Here is a 16,046-nt window from a genome sequence, read left to right as displayed (position 1 = left end):
AGGCACCCGAGCCCCGATGTGTCACATCCGTAGCGCACCCCTCCCTAAGGGCTGTCCCGCAATCCGTGGTGGATCAGCGCGCGGCGTCAGATGCGGTGCATCGCAAGGCGGAGGGACGTCCGCGTACTGGAGGTATGCGGACGTTCCGACAACGCGGCGAGGATGGGGCCTCCCCTGTTCGAGCGCAGCCGAGAGCTTGGGGAAGTAGCCGGCGTCGCGCGCCCGCCAGGGATTACGGGACAGCCCTTAAACTCCGCTCCATGCCGAGGAAAAGCTGGGACGAGCTCCCCGACGATGTCCGCGCGGCGATCCGCGAGCGGACCGGCGCGATCGAAGGAGTCGAGTCGGCCGGCCACGGGTTCAGCAGTCAGTTCGCCGCCACCCTGGACACCGCACGCGGCCGGGTCTTCCTCAAGGGGGTGCACCGGGAACAGCCGCTGGTGTGGACGCAGGCGCGCGAGGCCGCCGTCAATCCGTACGTCGTCCCCGTCGGGCCGAGGCTGCTGTGGCGCGTCACGACCGACGACTGGGACCTGCTCGGCTTCGAGTATCTTCCCGGCCGCAGCGCCGACTTCGCTCCGGGCTCCGCCGATCTGCCCCTCGTCGTCGAAGTGTTGACGGCGCTCGGACGGATTCCGTGCCCCGACATCGAGCTGGAGGACGCCGTGGAACGGTTCGGCGGCCCGCTCGACGACCCCGCCGACGCGGCGCTGCTCGCCGGTACGACGCTGCTGCACACCGACTGGTTCCACACCAACGTCCACGTCACCCACGGCCCGCCCACCGGCGGCGGCGCCCGCCTCGTCGACTGGGCGTGGGCCACCCGTGGCGCCGCCTGGATCGACCCGGCGTGCTGGGTCGTCTGGCTCGGCTTCGCCGGGCATGACCCGTACGGGGCCGAACAGTGGGCCGCCAAGGTCCCGGCCTGGTCCGCCGCGTCCACCCGCGAACGCGACGTCGCCGCCACCGCCCTCCAGCGCTACTGGCGGTCCACCGCGGACGAGCACCCCAACGAGTGGACGCACCGACTGCGGGCCTCGGCGGACCGCTGGGCCGCGTACCGGCTGGGGAGCTGAAGCGGACGGACCCCGGCGGCACGGCCACGGTCCGACCCCGGCGGCACGGCCACGGGCCGCGCTACTCCCCCGAAACCGCCTGGCGGAAGCCGTAGTTCACCGCGGTGAGCCCGCCGTCCACCCGGAGCGTCGTCCCCGTGATCCAGGCCGCGTCGCGCGACGCGAGGAAGGCGACGGCGGACGCGATGTCGTCCGGCTCGCCGACCCGGCCGAGCGGGTAGAGACCGCTCACCCGGGACAGTTCGGCGTCACGGCCCGCCCAGGCGTCCGTACGGATCGTGCCGGGCGCGACCAGGTTGACGCGCACGCCGCGCGGTCCCGCGTGGCCCGCGAGGGTGCGGGTCAGGCTGCCCAGGCCGGCCTTGGCGGCGCTGTAGCCGTGGTTGCCGAAGTCCTGCTCGCCGTTGACCGAGCCGATGTTGACGATCGCGCCCCGGCCGGAGGCCACCAGGTGCGGCAGGGCGGCGCGGGCGCAGCGGTAGGGGCCGGTGAGCGAGATATCCAGGTCGCGCTGCCACGCCTCGTCGGGCTCGTCCTCGAAGAGCGGTGCGTCGGGGGTGCAGGCGTACGCGTTGTTGACCAGCACGTCGAGGGAGCCGAAGGCGGCGACGGCGTGGGCGACCGCGGCCTCGACCGCCGCCCGGTCGGCCACGTCGCAGGGCAGCGACTCGGCGGTCCCGCCCGTCTCGCGTATCGCCTCGGCGGTGCGTCCGGCGCGTGCGGCGTCCAGGTCGGTGACCAGGACGCGCGCGCCCTCCGAGGCCAGGCGGCGGGCCGTGGCCGCGCCGATGCCCTGGCCCGCTCCGGTGATGAGTACGCCGTGTCCGTCGAACCGTGCACCCGCAGGGTAAGGAGGAGTCATAGCGCCGACCGTACTGCCCTGATCAGGGCCTGGGCACGGGGATCGGCGGTAACTCCCTTCTGCAGACCGTTCGTCACATAGCCCAGCGCGATGCCGGATTCGGGATCGGCGAAGCCGAGCGAGCCGCCCCGGCCGGGGTGGCCGAAGGAGCCGGGGGCCAGCAGCGGGGCCGCCGGGCCGTGCAGCATGTAGCCGAGGCCGAAACGGGTGTTCACGACCAGGACCCGGTCCGGGCCCGCCGATTCCTCGGTGCGGGCGAGGGTGAGCGTGGCGGGGGCGAACAGGCGGTGGCCGTCGACCGGGCCGATCATCGCCGCGTAGCAGCGGGCCAGGGCGCGGGCGGTGGCGATGCCGTTGGAGGCGGGGAGTTCGGCCGTCCGGTAGTCGGGGTCGTTCTCGTCGGGCAGGGGGTCGATGGCCCCGAAGGCGCGGCGGGTGAGGGACTCCGGGTCGCGGTACGCCTCGACGACGGACCGCTTGGGGCGTACCCGCAGGGCGCCGCCGTTGCCCGCGGCGGCCGGGGGTTCGACGGGTCCGATGCGGCCCACCCGGTGCGCCTCGTCGGCCGGGAGGCCGAACCAGAAGTCCAGGCCGAGCGGGCGGGCGATCTCCTCGGCGATCCAGCGGCCCACCGTGCGGCCGGTGACCCGGCGCACCAGTTCGCCGACCAGCCAGCTGTAGGTCTGGGCGTGGTAGCCGTGGTCGGTGCCGGGTTCCCACTGGGGGCGCTGGGCGGCGACGGCCCGCGGACCGGAGATCCCGTCGGCCGCCTCCAAGGGCGTCAGCGGGCGGTCGAGGGCGGGGATTCCGGCCCGGTGGGCGAGGAGGTCGCGGACGAGCACGCGTTCCTTGCCGGCGGCCTTGAACTCCGGCCAGTACGTGCCGACCGGGGCGTCCAGATCAACCTGGCCGCGCTGGTGCAGCAGCAGCGGTACGGCGGCGGCTATGCCCTTGCCCGCCGAGCGGACGATCTGCACGGTGTCGACGGCCCATGGTTCGGCTCCGTCGACGTCTCTCGTACCGGCCCACAGATCGACGACCTTGCGGCCGTCCCGGTAGACCGCGACGGCCGCTCCGCGTTCGCCGCGCTGTTCGAAGTTACGGACGAAAGCATCCCGGACCGGTTCGAATCCGGCCGCCACCGTGCCCCGTACGTCCACGCCTGCTCCTGCGCTCCCGCTCATCCCCCCATGGTGCATCCCGTCGCAGGCCGGACGCGGGGCGGGTCACCCCATGTTCACCGTCACGGAACGCGGGTCGAACCCGAAGGGCAGTTCCAGACGGTGGCTGCGCATCAGTTCCTCGTCGCAGAGCAGGTCCTGGGTGCGGTCGTCGGCGGTGATGACGCCCTCGCTCAGGACGACCGCGCGCGGGCAGAGCTCCAGGGCGTACGGCAGGTCGTGCGTGACCATGAGCACGGTGACGTCCAGGGCGCGCAGGATGTCGGCGAGCTCGCGCCGCGAGGCCGGGTCCAGGTTGGAGGACGGCTCGTCCAGGACGAGGATCTCCGGCCGCATGGCGAGGACGGTGGCGACGGCGACGCGGCGGCGCTGGCCGAAGGAGAGGTGGTGCGGCGGGCGGTTCGCGTACTCCTCCATGCCGACCTGCCGCAGCGCGTCGGTGACGCGTTCCTCCAGTTCGGCGCCGCGCAGCCCGGAGGCGGCGGGCCCGAAGGCGACGTCCTCGCGGACGGTGGGCATGAAGAGCTGGTCGTCGGGGTCCTGGAAGACGATGCCGACGCGGCGGCGGATCTCGGCGAGGTTGCGCTTGTCCACCGGGAGACCGGCGACGTGGACGGTGCCCGCGCCGGCGTCGAGGATGCCGTTGAGATGGAGGACGAGTGTGGTCTTGCCGGCTCCGTTCGGGCCGAGCAGGGCGACACGTTCGCCCCGGGCGACCGTCAGGTTCACCCCGAAGAGCGCCTGGTGGCCGTCGGGGTAGGCGTAGGCGAGTCCGCTGACTTCCAGGGACGGTGCGGGGGCGGTGGGCATGCTGCTCATACGGTCCATCCCAACAGACAGATGACAAGGGCGAGGACGGGGAGTGCCGCGGCGTGCGCCCACTGGGTCCGGGAGGCCGTCACCTCGTCGATCACCGGCATGGAACCCGCGTAGCCGCGGCTGACCATCGCGAGGTGGACGCGTTCGCCGCGCTCGTACGACCTGATGAAGAGCGCGCCGGCCGATTTGGCGAGCACACCCCACTGCCGTATCCCGCGCGCCTCGAAGCCGCGGGAGCGGCGGGCGATCGACATCCGGCGCATCTCGTCGGTGATCACATCGCCGTACCGGATCATGAAGGAGGCGATCTGGACGAGCAGCGGCGGCAGCCTGAGCCGTTGGAGGCCGAGCAGCAGCGAGCGCAGTTCGGTGGTGGAGGCGAGGAGTACGGAGGCGGCGACGCCGAGGGTGCCCTTGGCGAGGACGTTCCAGGCGCCCCAGAGGCCGGGGACGCTGACGGAGAGACCGAGGACATGGGTCTGCTCGCCGGGCACCACGAACGGCATGAGCAGCGCGAACGCCACGAACGGCACCTCGATGAGCAGCCGCTTGAGCAGGAAGGGCGCGGGGATGCGGGCCAGCGCGGCGACGGCGCCGATCAGTACCGCGTACAGCGCGAACGCCCACACCGCCTCGCGCGGCGTCGAGACGACGACCACGACGAAGAGGAAGGCGGCGGCGAGCTTGCAGTGCGGGGGCAGGTCGTGGACCGGCGAATGCCCGTGCCGGTAGAGCCTGTGTGCGTGTCCGGCGCCCATGTCAGACGGTTTCCCCGGTGCGCGGCGTACCGACGGTCTCCTCCGCGGTGCGACGGCGACGGATCACGTAGAAGACTCCGCTGCCGACCACGATCGTGGCACCGACGCCGATCACTCCGGCGAGACCGCCGGAGACGCGGGCGTTCTTGATGTCCTTGACACCGTAGTCGGCGAGCGGGGAGTCCTTGGCGGCGTGCTCCTCGGTCCTCTTGTCGATGCCCTGGTCCGCGGCGACCTTCTCCAGGCCGTCGGGGCTGGCGGAGGCGTAGAAGGAGACGAAGCCCGCGAGGACGACGGCGGTGATCAGACCGGTGATCCAGATGCCCCGGGTGGAGCGGGCGGCGACGGGGGCGACGGGCTGCGGGGCGGGGGCGTCCACGAGTTCGCCCTCGACCCGGAGCTTGAGCGGGGCGGTCAGCCCGCGGGCGCCGTGGACCAGGTCGGGGCGTACGGCGATGACGGCGCCGACGGTCAGCGCGGTGATCACGGCCTCACCGATGCCGATCAGGACGTGGACCCCGACCATCGCGGTGAAGACCTTGCCGATCGGGATGTCGGTGGTGCCGCCGATCCAGTAGATCAGCGTGAAGACGCAGGCCGCCGCCGGTACGGAGACCAGGGCAGCGACGAAGGAGGCGACCGTCATGGAGCGCCGGGTGCGCGGCAGCACGCCGACCAGTCCGCGGAAGAGGGCGTACGCGACGACGGTGGTCGTGATGCCCATGTCGAGCACGTTCACGCCGAGCGCGGTGAGGCCGCCGTCGGCGAACAGGACACCCTGCATGAGCAGGACGACGGATATGCAGAGCACCCCGGTATAGGGCCCGACCAGGATGGCGGCGAGCGCCCCGCCCAGCAGATGCCCACTGGTGCCTGCCGCGACCGGGAAGTTCAGCATCTGCACGGCGAAGATGAACGCGGCGACGAGACCGGCGAGCGGCGCGGTGCGCTCGTCCAGCTCCCGGCGGGCGCCCCGCAGGCTGACGGCGACCGCACCCGCGGCGACGACCCCGGCGGCGGCGGAGACGGGCGCGTTGATGAATCCGTCGGGTACGTGCATGGAGGGGCTCCGCTTCCTGCGATGCCGCGTTGCTGCGGACGGTGTCGTTAACCGCTCAATGATAGGGCCTTGTTGCAAACGCTTCGCAAGAGCGGGTACGTCACAGCTGGCCTCGCCGCGCCCTTTGTGAAAAATATGCGACATTGGATGGCGAAGGTGGACAAAAGGAGGAATCGGCCCATGCCCCCCGTGATCCACGAGCAGGCCGAAGCCTGGCTCGTCAATGACACCCCCGACCTCCCGGCGGTGCCGGTCGATCTGCTGTACGACGCAGACAAGGACCCGCGCAACGTCCATGTCGCCTTCCCCGGCGGCATCGACTGGTCGTTCAGCCGCGATCTGCTGGAACGCGGCCTGCTCTCCCCCGCCGAACGCGGCGGGATCCGGGTGTGGCCGTGCGGACGGACGCAGCTGGTCGTGGAGCTCCGCTCGAAGGAGGGCGTGGAGGTGGTGCAGTTCGACAACGCGCCGCTGATCCGGTTCCTGCACCGTACGCACGACGAGAACGTCGACGACGAGGGTGTCGGTACCCACGCACCCGCGTGACCCGGAGCAGACGCGACGCGCGCCTGACGTACACACACGCTCACACGCACGACAGAAGCCCCCGTGCCGCTCGCACGGGGGCTTCGTCATTGCCCCGGCCCCCCGTCCCCACAGGTAACCGGCGCGTCCGGGGCCGCGCTCCGCTCGGACGCGGACCCCGGAGGCTCTACGGACCGGCCCCCGATCCCGGAGGCCTCACGGTCCGGCCGGAGCGGCCCGGACCGTACGGCCGGGACGCCGGGCCCGGCTCAGACCAGGGCCGGCTCACGCTCGCCCTCGGCGTCGGGCTTCTCGCCGAGCTGCCGGCGCAGCCCCTCGCCCTCCACGTCCACGTTCGGCAGGAGCCGGTCCAGCCAGCGCGGCAGCCACCAGGCGCGCTTGCCGAGCAGGGCGAGGACCGCGGGCACGATCGCCATCCGGACCACGAACGCGTCGAAGAAGACGGCGATGGCGAGCGAGAAGCCGATCATCTTGATCATCTGCTCGCTGGAGCCGATGAAGCCGGCGAAGACCGCCATCATGATCACGGCCGCGGCCGTGACGACCCGGGCACCGTGCTTGAAGCCGGTGACGATCGCCTGGCCGGGCTTCTCGCCGTGGACGTACGCCTCACGCATCCGGGTCACGAGGAAGACCTCGTAGTCCATCGCCAGGCCGAAGACCACACCGACCATGAAGATCGGCATCATGGACATGATCGGGCCGGTCTGCTCGACGCCGAAGAGCGAGCCGAGCCAGCCCCACTGGAAGACCGCGACGACCGCGCCCAGGGCCGCCACGACCGAGAGCAGGAAGCCGAGGGCCGCCTTCAGCGGCACCAGCACCGACCGGAAGACGAGCATCAGCAGCAGGAACGCCAGGCCGACGACGAGCGCCAGATACGGCAGCAGCGCGTCGTTCATCTTCTGCGAGAAGTCGATGTTCATCGCCGTGGAACCGGTGACCAGGACCTCGGCGCCGGTGTCGGACTTGATGTCCTTGCCCGCGTCACGGATCGCGTGGACCACGTTCTCGGTCTCGGTGGAGCTCGGCCTGTCCTTCGGGACGACGGTGATCATCGCGGTGTCGCCGGCCTTGTTGAACTGAGCCGGGGTGACGGCGACGACGCCTGGAATGCCGGAGATCTCGTCGGAGACCTGCTTGGCGGCGGTCTTGCCGTCGGAGCTGTGCGCGGTGTCGACGACCACCATCAGCGGCCCGTTGAAACCGGGGCCGAAGCCGTCGGAGAGCAGGTCGTAGGCGCGGCGCTGGGTGGTGCTGGTGGGCTGGGAGCCGTCGTCGGGCAGGCCCATCTCCAGGGACGCGGCCGGTACGGCGATCGCACCGAGGCCGAGGACTCCGACCAGCAGCACCCACACCGGCCTGCGCAGCACGAACCGCGCCCAGCGGGTGCCCATGTTCGGCTTCGCCTCGGGACGGTTCGCGGCCTCGGTGGCCTCGGTGGCCTTGCGCGCCTTGCGGCCCAAGACCCGCTTGCCCGCGAAGCCCATCAGCGCCGGGACCAGGGTGAGCGCGATGAGGACGGCGATCGCGACCGTGCCGGCCGCGGCGAAGCCCATCTTCGAGAGCATCGGGATGTTGACGACGGCGAGGCCGACCAGCGCGATGACGACGGTGAGACCGGCGAAGACGACCGCGGAACCGGCCGTGCCGACGGCCCGCCCGGCCGCTTCCTCGCGCTCCCGGCCCTCGGCCAGTTCGGCGCGGTAGCGGGAGACGATGAACAGCGCGTAGTCGATGCCGACCGCGAGGCCGATCATCATCGCGAGGGTGGAGGTGGTGGAGCCCAGGTCGAGCACGTTCGCCAGTGCCGTGATCGTCGAGACCCCGATGCCGACCCCGATCAGGGCGGTGAGCAGCGGCAGTCCGGCGGCGATCAGCGAGCCGAAGGTGATGACCAGCACCACCGCGGCGATCGCGACACCGATGATCTCGGTGACCCCGGTCTCCGGCATCGCCTGGAGCGCGTCACCGCCGATCTCCACGGTCATCCCGCTCTGCTGCGCCGCGTGGCCCGCGTCCTCCAGAGCGCTGCGCGTCCCGTCGGTCAGCTCCATGGAGTTGACCTTGTAGGACACGGAGACGTACGCCGTGGACCCGTCCTTGCTGACGGCGTCCGCGGTGTACGGGTCGGTGACCGAGGCGATCTGGTCCGAGCCGGACTTCAGCTCGCCGGCGACCTTGTTCACCTCGGCCTTGTTCGCCGGGTCCGTCATCTTCTGGCCCTCGGGGGCCTTGAAGACGACCCGCGCGGTCGCGCCGTCGGCGCCGGCGCCCGGGAAGCGCTGTTCCAGCAGGTCGAAGGCCTTCTGCGCCTCCGTGCCCGGGATGGAGAAGGAGCTGGAGGTGGCGGTGGACGCGGAGGCCGCGCCGAATCCGGCGAGGGCCAGCAGTGCCACCCAGATCAGGGCGACATAGCGGCGGCGCCGGAAGGCGAGCCGTCCGAGTTTGTAGAGGAATGTGGCCACGGAGGCGTACTCCCGGTCAGGTCGTGTGAGTGGAAAAGGGCGTGAGGAACCGGCCCGACGACGAGAGCGGCGTGTCAGGTGAGGCTTGGGGAGGGGGCCGCGCGAAGGGGACGGGTCGCGCGAAGGGGACGGAAGGGGTCAGACTCCGAGAGCGGGAAGCATCACGGAGTCGACGTAATCGGTGAGGAACGCCTGGTCGACGGGGCGGTCCTCGACCAGCTGCCGGGCGGCGAAGGCGCCGACCAGCATGTGCGGTACATATTTCAGCGCCGGGTTGTCCGGACGCAGTTCACCCCGGTCCACGGCTCGGCGCAGCAGCGTGTCGAGACCGGTCATCTCCGGCTCGATCAGCAGGTCGCGCAGGGCCTGGAGCAGATCGGGATTGTCGTGGACGGCATGGCTCAGACCCCGCATCAGCGCGGAGTTCTTCTCCATCTGGCAGTCGTCGCTGCGGCTCAGCGCGGCGTGGAAGTCACCGCGCAGCGATCCGGTGTCGATCTCCGCGAGGGACACCGGCTTGTTGTGCCGCAGGGCCTTGACGACCAGCTCGGGCTTGCTCCCCCACTGGCGGTAGAGGGTGGCCTTGCTGGAACGGGTGCGGGCGGCGACGGCGTCCATGGTCAGGGCGTCGTAACCGACCTCGCGGAGCAGGTCGAGCACGGCGGCGTACAGCTCGCTCTCGCGCTCGGGCGTGAGCCGGGTGCGTGCCATGTGCCGACCTCCCGTTCCCGTTTCTCGGTCTCGCACATCAGCCAATCGAACGAAACTGTTTCGTACACATCGACGGTACCCCGCCCGTCCAGCGAAACGAGATCGTTTCGCTTGTGTTCCGCACCACAAGTTGCCGGGGCCCTCCCGCGCGGAAAGCATTGAGGGGTGAGTGACGACGTCGCGTATCTCCGTTTCCCGCACCTCCACGACGATCTGCTCTGCTTCGCGGCCGAGGACGACCTCTGGGTCGCTCCCCTGGCCCCGGAGGGGCAGCGGCCCGGCCGGGCCTGGCGGGTGACCGTCGACCGGACCAGGGTCAGTCATCCGCGGTTCTCGCCCGACGGGACCCGGATCGCCTACACGACCTGGCGCAGCCTCGACCCCGAGATCCATCTCGCGCCGGTCGAGGGCGGCCCGGCGCGCCGGCTCACCTACTGGGGGTCCACGGACGCCCGGGTCTGCGGCTGGACCCCCGACCCCGGGGACGCCTCGCAGATCCTCGCCGTGTCCTCGCACAACCAGCCGTTCTCACACGTCTCCTGGGCCTACACCGTCCCCACCGACGGCAGCCCCGGCGGCAAGCTGCCCTGGGGGCCCGTCGCCGACATCGCCGTCGCCGACATCGACGGCGAGCGGCGCACCCTGCTGCTGACCGGCAAACCGCCGCACGAACCGGCCTCCTGGAAGCGGTACCGGGGCGGTGCCATGGGCCGGCTGTGGCTGCACGGCAAGCGGCTGCTCCCGGACATCGGCGGGCACCTCGACTCCCCCATGTTCGTGGGCGGGCGGATCGCGTTCCTCTCCGACCACGAAGGCGTCGGCAACCTGTACTCCTGCCGGCCCGACGGCAGCGATCTGCGCCGCCACACGGACCACGACGCCTTCTACGCCCGGCACGCGTCCAGCGACGGCCACCGGGTCGTCTACCAGTGCGCGGGCGACGTGTGGCTGGTGGACGACCTGGCATCGCCGGACGCGGTGCCGCGGAAGCTGGCGGTACGGCTCGGCGGGCCGCGCGCCGGACGGCGTACGTACCAGGTGCCGGCCGCCACCAACGTCGACTCGCTGTCCGTGGACGAGACGGGCCGGGCCAGCGCCGTCTGCGTACGCGGCAGCCTGTACTGGCTCACCCACCGCGACGGCCCCGCCCGGACGATCGCCGACACCCCGGGGGTCCGGGTCCGGCTGCCCGAGATGCTCGGCAGCGGCGGCCAGGTCGCCTACGTCACGGACGCGGAGGGCGAGGACGCGATCGAGATCGCGTACCTGCCGCGCGCCAGCGGCGACCGCGAGCCGCGCCGACTGGCCTCCGGACAGGTCGGCAGGGTCCAGGAACTGATCGCCGACCCGGACGGCGAACGCCTGGCCATCGCCACGAACGACGGACGCCTGCTGCTCCTGGACACCGACGAGGAGACTTCCACGGGCGAGCCCGTGGAACTGATCCGCTCCATCAACGGGCCGGTCCGCGACCTGGCGTTCTCCCCGGACGGCGCGTGGCTGACCTGGTCCCACCCCGGGATCGGCCGTTCGCTGCGCCAGATCAAACTGGCCCGCATCCTGGGGACGGGATCGCCGGTGATCGTCGACGTCACCAACGGCCGCTTCGAGGACGAGAATCCCGTCTTCACCGGCGACGGCCGCTACCTCGCCTTCCTCTCCTGGCGGGGTTTCGACCCGGTGTACGACGTGCACACCGGGGACCTCTCCTTCCCGCTGGGCTGCCGCCCCTACCTGGTGCCGCTCTCCTCGGCGACCCCCTCCCCGTTCGCCCTGTCCCCGGAGGGCCGCCCGGCGGCGGGCGGGCTCGACCCGGCCGACGACGTCCCGGACACCGGCGCGGGCGAGGGGCCGTCCACGGTCACGGTGGAGTTCGAGGGGCTGGAGAACCGCGTGACGCCGTTCCCGGTCTCCGCGTCGAAGTACTCGGCCCTGCATCCGGTGAGCGGTGGCGGACTCGTCTGGCTGCGCTGGCCGATCTCGGGCGCGCTCGGCGAGACGTTCGCCAACCCGGCGGACATGTCGGGCCGCCCCACGCTCGAACACTTCAACATCTCCAAGGCCAGGAAGACCGAACTCGTCGGGCATCTGGACTCGTTCGCGGTCAGCGGCGACGCGACCCGGCTGGTCGTGATGGACGAGGGCGAACTGCGCGCCGTCCCCGCCACCGAGATCGCCGACAGCGACACGACGGTCTACCTCGACCTGCGCCGCATCCTGCACGACGTCGACCCGGCGGCGGAGTGGCGGCAGGCCTACGCGGAGGCCGGCCGCATCATCCGCGCGTACTTCTGGGAACCGGACATGTGCGGCATCGACTGGGACGGCGTGCTCGACCAGTACCGCCCGCTGGTCGAACGGGTCGCCTCCCCGGACGAGTTCGCCGATCTGATGCGCGAGGTCCTGGGCGAGCTGGGCACCTCGCACGCGTACGTGGCACCGGCCCGCCGCAACGAGGGCCCGCCGCACTACCAGCGCGCGATCGGGCTGCTCGGCGCGAACCTGGTGTGCCGGGACGGCGACTGGACGATCCGGCGCATCCTGCCCGGCGACTCCTCCGACTCCAAGGCCCGTTCCCCGCTGGCCGGTACGGGCATCCGGGAGGGCGCGGTCCTCACCCATGTCGACGGCCGCCCGGTCGACCCGGTGACCGGCCCGTACCCGCTGCTCTCCGCGGCGGGCGGCACCACCGTCGAAATCACCTTCCGGCCCGCCGACGGCGCAGGCCACTCGCGCCGCGTGGCGATCGTCCCGCTGGTCGACGAACGCCCCCTGCGCTACCAGGACTGGGTGGCCAAACGCCGTGAGGTCGTACGGGAGCTGAGCGGCGGCAAGTGCGGCTATCTGCACATCCCCGACATGGGCGGCTCGGGCTGGGCCCAGTTCAACCGGGACCTGCGCATGGAGGTCTCACGTCCGGCCCTGATCGTCGACGTACGCGGCAACGCGGGCGGCCACATCAGCGAGTTGGTGGTGGAGAAGCTCACCCGCACGATCCTGGGCTGGGACCTGACCCGCAACGCCCAGCCGGTCAGTTACGCCTCCAACGCACCGCGCGGCCCGGTGGTCGCCCTGGCCGACGAGGCGACGTCCTCCGACGGCGACATGATCACCGCCGTGTTCCGGCTGCTGAAGCTCGGCCCGGTGGTGGGCCAGCGGACGTGGGGCGGCGTGGTCGGCATGACCGGACGGCACCGGCTGGGCGACGGCACGGTGATCACCGTGCCGATGAACGCGGCCTGGTTCGACACGTACGGCTGGTCGATCGAGAACTACGGCGTCGAACCGGACCTGGAGGCGCTGCGCACCCCGCTCGACTGGGCCGAGGGCCGGTACGCGGTACTGGACGACGCGGTACGGGTGGCGCTGGACCTGCTCGCCGCACATCCGGCGGCGACCCCGCCGACGTACGACACCGTCCCGGACCGGCGGCGTCCGCCCCTGCCCCCGCGTTGACCCCCCGTCCCCCTGTCCCCCTGTCCCCCTGGACGGTCACGCGCCGCGGCGGCGCAGAGTGAGCCAGGTGGGCCTCGCCGTCTTGCCGGGCTCCTCCGTGGCCCGCAGCTCGACCAGGTCGGGGAAACGGGCACGCAGCGCCGACTCAAGGCGCGAGTGGAGGGTGAATCCGGCAGCCGGGCAGTGCGTGCAGGTGCCCGCCATCCGCAGCTCCACGTGCCGGTCGTGGGCGGATACGGCCGTCACCTCGCCGCCGTGGGAGCGGATGTAGTCGCCAACGGGTCCGTCCAGGACGTCTTGCAGTGCGGCGCGCAGCATGTCGTCCTCGGTGACCGCGCAGGCCGGCCTCCACCGCTGAGGGTGCCGCAGTGCGGCGCTGAGCGCGTCGCGCACCCGTGCTCCGGCGCCGGACCAGCTCTGGCCGTCGGCGAGCCGGATCACCACGGCCTGCGTCTCCACCTCGATGGCGGCGACGTCCTCGGAGTGCAGCATCTTCCCGAGCTCGTCCGGAGCCTCGGCGATCTCTCCGACGACCGGCAGCGTGCCGGCGGGGATGACCCAGCGGACAGCCTGCGGGTCGGCCATGGCCTCGGGGTGCATGGGGACGACGCTCATGCCAGCCGCCCTACGAGGGTGTGCGTCAGGAAGGCCATGGTCCAGGCCAGCACGAACATGTAGCCGAAGGCGACCGCGGGCCATCTCCACGAGCCGGTCTCACGGCGCATGACCCCGATGGTCGACATGCACTGCAGCGCGTAGAGGAAGAAGACCAGCAAGGCGGCCGTCGTGGCGGGGGTGAAGACCTTCTGCCCCTGACGCGGCCCGTCGGTGTAGGTCATGCTCGCCAGGGCCTCGGCCGGCTGGTCGGGGTTCTCGGCGGCGGCTACCTGGCCGAGGGTGGCGACGAACACCTCGCGGGCGGACAGCGATCCCAGCACGCCGATGTTGATCCGCCAGTCGAAGCCGAGGGGGGCGAAGACGGGCTCGATGCCGCGACCGATCTGGGCGGCGTAGCTGTGGTCGACCTCGTAGGCCGAGACCGCGGTCCGGTCGGCCGGGTCGACCCCGGCGGAGCGCAGTTGCGCATCGCTGTGCATGGGCAGGCTGAGCAGCAGCCACAGCCCGACGGTGACGAGCAGGATGATCTTGCCGACCTTGTACAGGAAGCCCTTGCACGCGCTCCAGACGGCCTCGGCCACCGACCGCGGGCGCGGCAGCTGGTAGGACGGCATCTCCATGTAGAACGGCAGCGCCGGCCCGCCCCGGCTGCTGAACCGTTTGAAGACCCAGGCGGTCGCCATGGCGGAGAGCGCGCCGACGAGGTACAGGGCGAACATGACGACGCCCTGGGCGCCGACGGGACCGACCCTGGCACCGGGACTCACCAGCAGGCCGGTCAGCAGCACATAGACCGTCAGGCGCGCCGAGCAGGTCATCAGCGGCGCGCCCATCATGGTCGCGAAGCGGTCCCTGGCCGACGGCAGGGAACGGGTGGCCATGATGCCCGGGACGGCGCAGGCGAGGGAGGAGAGCAGGGCGACGAACGCCCGGCCCTCCAGCCCGGCCTTGGCCATGAGCCGGTCCATCAGGAATGCCGCGCGGGAGAGGTATCCGCTGCCTTCCAGCAACGAGATCATGAGGAAGAGCAGGGCGATCTGCGGCAGGAAGACCAGTACGCTGCCCACGCCACCGATCATGGCGCTGCCGAGGAAGCCGGAGAGCAAGCGGTTCGAGACGTGCTCGGTGACCAGCGTGCCGAGCCAGTCGAAGAGGCTCTGCACCGCGTCCTGCAGCGGTGCCGCGGCGGTGAAGATGACCTGGAAGAACGCGAACATGGTCGCGAAGAAGATGAGCGTGCCCCACAGCGGGTGCAGCAGCACGGCATCGATGCGCCGCGTGCGGTGATCGACCTCGGGCACCTCGTAGCCCGCGCTCTGCAGCAGCGACTCCACCCAGGCCCGTCGCTGCGAGGGATCGGTGGGCGGCGCGACGACCGGCCGCTCCCATACGGACCGGTCGAGCAGCATGGACTGCAACTGCGCCAAGTCGTTGCGCGACCCGCTCGTCACCCCGACGACCGGCACGCCCAGAGCACGCCGGAGGGCCGGGATGTCGAGGGTGCCGCCGCGACGGGTCAGCTCGTCACGGAAGGTGAGCACCACACAGATCGGCAGACCGGTCTGCATGACCTGGGCGAGCAGCCCGAGGGAACGGCGCAGGGTCGTCGCGTCCAGCGTGACGAGAATCCCGTCGGGCGTACCGAAGTTCGGATTGTCCGGGTCGAGCACGTCGGCGACGACCTGCTCGTCCGGGCTGATCGGGTCGAGGCTGTAGGTTCCGGGCAGATCCTCGATGACCACCTCGTCCTCGCCGACACGCGCCACCCCCTCATAGCGAGCGACGGTCACTCCGGGGTAGTTACCGGTCTTGGTCCGCAGGCCGGTAAGGGCGTTGAAGAGCGTGCTCTTGCCCGAGTTCGGGCTGCCGACCAGAGCCAGGCGAGTCTCGCCGGTGACCGTCCGGGCCACCGGACCGCAGTGCGCGCTCACGCGATGCGCCGTACGCGGATGCCCGCGGTCTGTGCTTTGCGCAGCGCCACCTCGTACTCCGCGACACGGAGAACAACGGGGTCGCCGAGTGGCGCCTTCCGCAGCACGGTGACCTCCGCGCCGGGGGCGAACCCCAAGTCGAACAGTCGTCGCGCCGTGCTCGGCTCGACCGACTCGTCGATGTCGATCACACGGCCACTCATCCCGGGGCGCAGATCGGCCAGTCGCGCATCCGGCGCCGACTCCACCGGCACGGACGGGCCGCCCTTCAGGCGCGCACCCAACTGCACTGAGACCATTGACATCCTCAATCCCCGCGACCACCTGAGCACCCGAGCATCCGAACGCCTTAGGTGAGGCTAACCTTTTATCCCGATAACGACAATATAGACCTCGCCCCCCTGGCTCCCCCCTGGCCCCACCCACGTCGACCTGCCGCGCCTCGACGGCCCCCGCCGGAGCCTCCGCGCCCCACATACCCGCGCCCGCACGAGTGATCTGCCTCACGTGCTGTCACGGCGGCCCGCCACGCGGTGTCTTGATGCCGAATCCGGGCAACG

At 71.4% G+C, this 16,046-nt stretch carries 13 protein-coding genes; 3 read left to right on the top strand and 10 right to left on the bottom strand.

Annotated features, from left to right (window positions below):
* Positions 1 to 260: 260 nt before the first annotated feature.
* Positions 261 to 1,076 carry an aminoglycoside phosphotransferase gene (locus ACZ68L_RS03135; RefSeq protein ID WP_469573726.1) on the top strand — a complete coding sequence of 272 codons (816 nt, stop codon included), beginning with the start codon at positions 261 to 263 and terminating at the stop codon, positions 1,074 to 1,076.
* A gap of 61 nt (positions 1,077 to 1,137) precedes the next feature.
* Here the strand turns inward: ACZ68L_RS03135 and ACZ68L_RS03130 are convergent, their stop codons facing one another.
* The 5 genes from ACZ68L_RS03130 to ACZ68L_RS03110 all read right to left on the bottom strand — a co-directional run bounded on the left by ACZ68L_RS03130 (position 1,138) and on the right by ACZ68L_RS03110 (position 5,756).
* Positions 1,138 to 1,938, bottom strand: a complete 801-nt coding sequence (locus ACZ68L_RS03130) for an SDR family NAD(P)-dependent oxidoreductase (RefSeq protein WP_469573724.1) — start codon at positions 1,936 to 1,938, stop codon at positions 1,138 to 1,140.
* On the bottom strand, positions 1,935 to 3,098 hold the full coding sequence (locus ACZ68L_RS03125; RefSeq protein WP_469574000.1) for a serine hydrolase domain-containing protein: 1,164 nt from the start codon (positions 3,096 to 3,098) through the stop codon (positions 1,935 to 1,937). The genes ACZ68L_RS03130 and ACZ68L_RS03125 overlap by 4 nt, the downstream gene beginning before the upstream one ends.
* A gap of 66 nt (positions 3,099 to 3,164) precedes the next feature.
* A complete protein-coding gene (locus tag ACZ68L_RS03120; RefSeq protein WP_469573722.1) occupies positions 3,165 to 3,938 on the bottom strand; it encodes an energy-coupling factor ABC transporter ATP-binding protein in 774 nt (257 codons plus the stop codon).
* Positions 3,935 to 4,696 carry a cobalt ECF transporter T component CbiQ gene (gene cbiQ / locus ACZ68L_RS03115; RefSeq protein ID WP_469573721.1) on the bottom strand — a complete coding sequence of 254 codons (762 nt, stop codon included), beginning with the start codon at positions 4,694 to 4,696 and terminating at the stop codon, positions 3,935 to 3,937. Before cbiQ ends, ACZ68L_RS03120 begins: the two co-directional genes overlap by 4 nt.
* Before the next feature lies 1 nt (position 4,697).
* Positions 4,698 to 5,756: an energy-coupling factor ABC transporter permease gene (locus ACZ68L_RS03110; protein WP_469573719.1), complete on the bottom strand. Its 1,059-nt coding sequence runs from the start codon at positions 5,754 to 5,756 to the stop codon at positions 4,698 to 4,700.
* A gap of 180 nt (positions 5,757 to 5,936) precedes the next feature.
* Between ACZ68L_RS03110 and ACZ68L_RS03105 the strand changes: the two genes are divergently transcribed.
* Positions 5,937 to 6,302 (top strand): SsgA family sporulation/cell division regulator, encoded by a 366-nt coding sequence (locus ACZ68L_RS03105; protein WP_469573717.1) that lies wholly within the window; start codon positions 5,937 to 5,939, stop codon positions 6,300 to 6,302.
* Positions 6,303 to 6,550: 248 nt separating this feature from the next.
* On the opposite strand, the gene ACZ68L_RS03100 is transcribed toward ACZ68L_RS03105, so the two are convergent.
* Together ACZ68L_RS03100 and ACZ68L_RS03095 are read right to left on the bottom strand one after the other, a co-directional pair.
* Complete coding sequence (locus ACZ68L_RS03100) at positions 6,551 to 8,770, bottom strand: MMPL family transporter (RefSeq protein ID WP_469573715.1); 2,220 nt, start codon at positions 8,768 to 8,770, stop codon at positions 6,551 to 6,553.
* A gap of 138 nt (positions 8,771 to 8,908) precedes the next feature.
* A complete protein-coding gene (locus ACZ68L_RS03095) occupies positions 8,909 to 9,481 on the bottom strand; it encodes a TetR/AcrR family transcriptional regulator (protein WP_469573713.1) in 573 nt (190 codons plus the stop codon).
* A gap of 165 nt (positions 9,482 to 9,646) precedes the next feature.
* Here ACZ68L_RS03095 and ACZ68L_RS03090 point away from each other — a divergent pair, with 165 nt between their 5' ends.
* Positions 9,647 to 12,937 (top strand): S41 family peptidase, encoded by a 3,291-nt coding sequence (locus ACZ68L_RS03090; RefSeq protein ID WP_469573711.1) that lies wholly within the window; start codon positions 9,647 to 9,649, stop codon positions 12,935 to 12,937.
* Positions 12,938 to 12,973: 36 nt separating this feature from the next.
* Here the strand turns inward: ACZ68L_RS03090 and ACZ68L_RS03085 are convergent, their stop codons facing one another.
* Genes ACZ68L_RS03085 through ACZ68L_RS03075 form a run of 3 tightly spaced genes read right to left on the bottom strand, consistent with a single transcriptional unit; the run spans position 12,974 to position 15,791 of the window.
* Positions 12,974 to 13,552 carry a NifU family protein gene (locus ACZ68L_RS03085; protein ID WP_469573709.1) on the bottom strand — a complete coding sequence of 193 codons (579 nt, stop codon included), beginning with the start codon at positions 13,550 to 13,552 and terminating at the stop codon, positions 12,974 to 12,976.
* Positions 13,549 to 15,486, bottom strand: coding sequence for a ferrous iron transporter B (gene feoB, locus ACZ68L_RS03080; RefSeq protein WP_469573708.1), 1,938 nt, complete (start codon positions 15,484 to 15,486; stop codon positions 13,549 to 13,551). The genes ACZ68L_RS03085 and feoB overlap by 4 nt, the downstream gene beginning before the upstream one ends.
* On the bottom strand, positions 15,483 to 15,791 hold the full coding sequence (locus ACZ68L_RS03075; protein ID WP_469573706.1) for a FeoA family protein: 309 nt from the start codon (positions 15,789 to 15,791) through the stop codon (positions 15,483 to 15,485). Before ACZ68L_RS03075 ends, feoB begins: the two co-directional genes overlap by 4 nt.
* Between the last annotated feature and the right edge of the window lie 255 nt (positions 15,792 to 16,046).

Source organism: Streptomyces sp. NPDC104309, from assembly GCF_055584025.1.
This window is presented reverse-complemented; position numbering and strand designations above follow the sequence as displayed.